We start from the raw sequence: 5,660 nt of genomic DNA on the forward strand, positions 1-5,660 counted from the left end.
CGGTGGGGATTTCTTCCGGACTCATCCGTTATGTTTTGACCACTACCCCTACGCTGACGGCGCAATGGACCCGGCTCAAGGCCGGGTGACGGGGGCAATGGAACGCAGCGCGTCGATCACCCCAATGCCGGTCTACGCCAGCGCTCCCCCTCTTGCCGACAGCTCAATTTCAAATTAGGACATATTTGTCTCAATAAGAAAATGACGAGCAGGGAGGGCCGCGGGATGCAGTTCTGGAGTGCGCTTAATCGCTATTTGCTGCCCGGCCTCGCCTTCAAGGCGGTGGTGATCGGCGGGGGCTATGCCACCGGTCGCGAGTTGGTCGAATTCTTCATGCCGGCGGGTCCGGTTGGCGGCCTTCAGGGGATGCTGCTCGCGACCGCGCTGTGGAGCGGGGTCTGCGCGCTGACCTTCCTGTTCGCGTTCCGCATCGGCGCGACCGACTATCACAATTTCTTCCGCAACCTGCTCGGCCGGTTCGATTTCCTGTTCGAGGTCATCTATTTCGCGTTCCTCGTGCTGGTGCTGTCGATCTTCGGATCGGCGGCGGGCGCGCTCGGCGCCTCGCTGTTCGGGCTGCCCGAACTGGTCGGCACGCTGGCGCTGATCGCGCTGACCCTGACCGTCGTCGCATTGGGCCAGGGCGCGGCCGAGACCTTGTTCAAATATGTCTCGGTGCTGCTTTACGGGGTCTATGCGATCTTCCTCGTGCTGTGCCTCGCCTCGTTCATGCCGGAAATCCGCGCGGGGCTGAGCCGCGCGATCCCGACCACCGGCTGGGCGACCGGGGGGATCACTTATGCTTCCTACAATGTCATCGGCGCGGTACTGATCCTGCCGGTGCTGCGGCATCTGAAATCCGATCGCGACGCGGTGATCGCGGGGCTGCTCTCCGGCCCGCTGGCGATGATCCCCGCGCTCGCCTTCTTCACCTGCCTGATCCCCTTCTATCCCAATATCCTCCACGAGCCGCTGCCGTCGGACTTCGCGTTGAAGGCGCTCCATATCCCGGTGTTCCACTTCGCGTTCCAGGGGATGGTGTTCTTCGCCCTGCTCGAATGCAGCGTGGGGTTCGTCCAGGCGTTCATGGCGCGGCTCGACGTGCATAACGAGCGTCGCGGGCGCCAGACGCCGCCGGCGCTGCGCATCGTCGTGCCCGGTGCGATCACGCTGGGATCGGTGTTCATCGCCGCCAATGTCGGGCTCGTCGCGCTGATCGCGGACGGTTATCGCATGATGGCCTATGCGATCCTGCTGATCTACATCGCGCCGCTGCTGACGATCGGGGTCGCGCGGTTGCTGCGGCCGAAGCGCGCCGCGCCGATTGCGGACGAAAGCATCGCCTGAGATAGCGCGGCCCGCTCGCGGGCCGACCAGCGCTGCGGTTACGCTGGCCCGGCATCCGAATTCCGGATGCCGGGCCGGTTTCGTGTGGGGATTCCTCACTCCGTGCATTCCACCGTCACCCCAGCCTTGCCGGGGTCGATCGGGAGGCAGGCGCGGAACAAGCGGCTCCTGCCGTAAAGCTTGAGGCACGATCGATCCCGGCTCAAGGCCGGGATGACGGTGTGGATAAGGCGCACCGTCGCATGCGCCTTCCCGCAAAGAAAAAGGGGCGGCGACCGTGATGGTCACCGCCCCAGTCAATTCTGGCGTAAGAGGGAGCGCTCAGAATTTAAGCTTCACACCGGTCGAGAAGTAGCGACCGATGACATCGTAATTCGGGTTGTTGTACGGGGTCAGCGGCGGATCGACGTCGAACATGTTGTTGATGTTGACGAACCAGGTGAACTGCTGCTGCACTTTGAACTGCAGCCCAAGATCGACATAAGTCCGGCTGCTCACATCGTTGTTGAGGATATACTGCCCGTTGCCGCCCTTCACCGTGCTGTAGATGCCGCCGCCCACGTAACGCGCGCGCAGATCGACCCCGAAATTGTCGTCGGCATAGGTCACCGATCCGGTCAGGCGCCATTTCGGCGTCGAGAAAGCGGTATCGCCCCCGACAATGCCGGCGACGTCGGTGCCGTTGATATTGAGATCGAAGATATGGTTGGCCACCGCGCGCATCGTCACCATGCCGTCGCCGAGCGGGCGACGATAGGATGCCTCGATATCGAGGCCGCGCGTCTTATAGGCCGCGAGGTTGCGGTATAGGACCAGCATCGAGCCGATCGTCCCATTGGGGTTGCGCGTGATGATCCCGCCGCAGGTCGGGTCGTTGGGCGACGCATTATAGCATTGCGTCAACGCGTCCTGCGCCGTCACCGTGGTGATCACGTTGCGGATGTCGATCGAATAATAATCGAGCGACACGCTGAACCCCTTGAAGAAGCGCGGCGAATAGGAACCGCCCAGGGTCAGCGTATGCGAGGTTTCCGGCGTCAGCTTGGGATTGCCGCCGGAATAGATGACGACATTCGCCTGCGGGGCGCCCTGATAGGGATCCTGCAGGTTGCCGATATTGGTTGCGCGCGAAAGGAAATATTCGGTGATGCTCGGCGAGCGGATGTCACGCGAATAGACCGCGCGAAGCAACAGATCGCTGGCGATCCGGGCGGTGCCGCCGGTCTTCCACGTCCAGATCCCGCCGCTGGTGCTGTAATCCGAATAACGCGCCGCGCCGTTGACCTCGAGCTTGATCGTGTCCGGCACGTTGATCACCGGCACGTTGACCTCGCCGAACGCTTCCTTGACGCTGAACGCGCCGTTGGTCGCGGACGAATTGAGCGTCGCAAAGGCATTGGCCTGCGACAGCGGGTCGACGAAATTGGTGATCATCTTTTCCCAGCGCCAATCGGTGCCGAAAGCGATGTCGACCGGGCCGGCCGGGGTGGAGAAAGGCTGGCCGTGAACGCTGGCGCCCGCCGCGTCGAGCTTGTTGGTATAGATGAAGTGATTGCCGCCAAAGGCGTAAGCGAGCGCCTGGGGCGAGATATTGCCGTTGCCGAGCAGGTTGATCGGCACGCAGGCGGGATCGTCGTTGGCCGGGTTGGCGTCGGCGTTGATGCGGCACACCGCCTTGCCGTTGACCAGCACCGAATCGACGCCGTTGTTGAAGCGGCTGGTGATGCGCTGATTGTAGAGCGACTGATCGATCCGCGACTCGCCGTGATCGTAATAAACGTCATAGCCCCAATGGTCGCCGATCTTGCCCTTCAGCCCGATCGCGCCCTCCAGATTGCGGCGGCTATACTTGAAGTTCAGGATCTTCTTCGGGCCGACATCGTCAAGGATGCGGCCGAGAACGAACGGCCCCGTCACCCCGTTCGCGGCCAATTGCGCGCGCGCAGTGGGGGTGAGGAAGGCATTGTCCGGCATGATCACCGCGAGCGGGGTTTCGGGGAAGAAACCGTAATCGCCGGTCATCCGGTTGAAGCTGCCGTTCGCCCATAATTTGAGCGAGTCGGTCAGATCATAGGTCGCGCGCGCGAAGACGTTGGTGCGCTTGTAGGGCGACGAGACCGCGACATAATCGTAGATATTCTGTCCATTGCCGCCGACGGTGAACTGCCCGGCGGTCTGGCTGCCGAGCGGCAGCGGCCCGACGGTGCCGTCTGGATTGAACACCAGATTGCGCGGCGCGCCGGTGAGGCTGAGGATCGAGCCACCGCGGTTGAGGATCGTATAATTGACGTCCTGCGCGCGAATGAGCTGCCCGTCGGCGCGCTGGAATACCCCCGCTTCCAGATTGGGCCTGCTCTTGCGGCCGAAGATGCCCTTGTCGTCGGTATAATCGCCGCCGACCATGAAATGGCCGCGCCCGCCGGCGAAGTCGGTACCCCAGGCGCCGTCGAAGCTATAGCGCTCGCCGTCGCCGCGGGTCGAAATCCCGGTCTGCGCGCCGAGCCGGATCCCCTTCATCTCATCGTCGAGGATGATGTTGACCACCCCCGCGACCGCGCCCGAGCCCCACGCTGCCGAGGCACCGCCGGTGACGACGTCGACGCGCTTGATCAGGCTTTGCGGCACCGTGTTGAGATCGGCGCTGCCGTTGAACCGGTGCCCGTCGAGCAGCGTCAGTGTCCGTAACGCCCCCAGCCCGCGCAAATCGGCGGTCGAGGTGCCGCTGGTCGTATTGCCGGTGGTGGTGGCCGGGGTGAGCGTCGCGCGGAATTGCGGCATGTCGTTCAGCACCCCGGCGATGCTCGGGCGATTGCCGATGCGCAATTCGGTCTCGCTGATAACCGTCGTCGGGGTCGGCGCATCGAAGCCGAGCCGCTGAATGCGCGATCCGGTGACGACCACATCCTGGTTCGAATCCGATGCGGTGCGATCGGCGGCGACATCGCGCGCGCCCGGCGCGGTTTGCGCGAGCGCGGGGGTCGACCCCAACACCACCGCCAGAGCGGTGCCTGCCGACCAGAATGTGCGCTTGGCTGTCATGAATCTCCCCTCGTCGTTTCTAAATTGGCGCCGCAGCGGCGGTTTTCCCGGTGACGCCCCTCCCCGCTCCCGCTCGCCATCTCGGCAGGAGCAGTCCGATCGCGATTGAGCACGCCTTATCAGAAAATGCAATCCCAATACGGATTATATGCTCGGCTCAGGAAATGAAAATCGCGCTGAAACGGCCCGTCCGCTCCGAACCGAAGTCGCCGGAATTTCCACATAATTAGCTGTAATATATACGTTATGTTCCACCAAATCTTGAATAGGCCAACAATCCGGGCGCGATGAATCCTAGTCAGAGAATTTTCACATATTGAAAACTTTAGGACTGACCGGCATAAGCCCGCCCGATCAGGAGAGGAGCGCGCGCTTCATGCCGACTAACGACACTCCCAAAAAGAACTGGCGCTGGACCAAGCGGATCGCGAAAGGCGCCGCCGGCCTGCTCGCGCTGACCGTCGTAGCCGGCACTACTTATGAAGCGATTAGCCGCATCAATGCCAAAAGCTCCTATCCGCCGCCGGGCAAGCTGGTCGATGTCGGTGGGCGCAACATGCACCTCGATTGCCGCGGCGTGGGCTCTCCCACCGTCGTGTTCGAATCGGGGCTTGGTTCGGGGGGCTCGACCGACTGGCGGCTGGTGCACGACAGGATCGCCCGCTTCACGCGCGCCTGTGCTTACGATCGCGCCGGGATCATGTGGAGCGATGCCAAATCCACCCCGCAGGACGGCGCGGCGGTAGCGGACGATCTGCACGTCCTGCTGAACCGCGCCGGCATCGCCGGCCCGATCGTGCTGATCGGGCACTCGGTCGGCGGGCCCTATGCGACGATCTACACCGCCAAATATGGCGATCAGGTCGCCGGGCTCGTGCTGGTAGACCCCAGCCATCCCGATCAGGTCTCGCGGATGAATGCGACGGTGAAGGCCGATCTCAATCCGCGTAGCCAGATCGGCATAGTGCGCGCGGCGGCGAAGCTGTCGTGGATGGGCGTACCTCGGCTGGTCGTCGCGCTCGGCAGCGGATCGCCGAAACTGCCCGCGCGCGCCAATGCCGAGACTGCCGCCTATAGCAGCCATTCGATCGACGGATCGCTGAACGAACTCGACGGCTTCGACCGGACGCTCGACGAGGCGCGCGCCAGCCACAATTTCGGCAACCGCCCGTTGATCGTGCTGACCGCAATGGCGCCCTATACGCCGACGCAGCTCAAGATGTTGGGGCTCCAGCCACAGGACGGCGTACGCCTCAAGCAATTGTGGCGGGGGC

Annotated in this window: 3 protein-coding genes; 2 read left to right on the top strand and 1 reads right to left on the bottom strand. The window is 63.2% G+C overall.

Annotation, left to right across the window (positions count from 1 at the left end; translation table 11 throughout):
* The first annotated feature begins 225 nt into the window (after window positions 1–225).
* Entirely contained in the window at window positions 226–1,347 is a 1,122-nt protein-coding gene (locus BGN95_RS05300; RefSeq protein ID WP_265313206.1) for a YkvI family membrane protein, read from the top strand.
* Between the two features lie 321 nt (window positions 1,348–1,668).
* Here BGN95_RS05300 and BGN95_RS05305 read toward each other — a convergent pair whose 3' ends face one another.
* Entirely contained in the window at window positions 1,669–4,386 is a 2,718-nt protein-coding gene (locus BGN95_RS05305; RefSeq protein WP_179511029.1) for a TonB-dependent receptor plug domain-containing protein, read from the bottom strand.
* Between the two features lie 376 nt (window positions 4,387–4,762).
* Between BGN95_RS05305 and BGN95_RS05310 the strand changes: the two genes are divergently transcribed.
* A partial coding sequence (locus tag BGN95_RS05310; RefSeq protein ID WP_286771869.1) for an alpha/beta fold hydrolase occupies window positions 4,763–5,660 on the top strand: 898 nt, incomplete at its 3' end.

The sequence above is a fragment of the Sphingomonas sp. 66-10 genome (assembly GCF_001897045.1).
GTDB lineage: Bacteria > Pseudomonadota > Alphaproteobacteria > Sphingomonadales > Sphingomonadaceae > Sphingomonas > Sphingomonas lycopersici.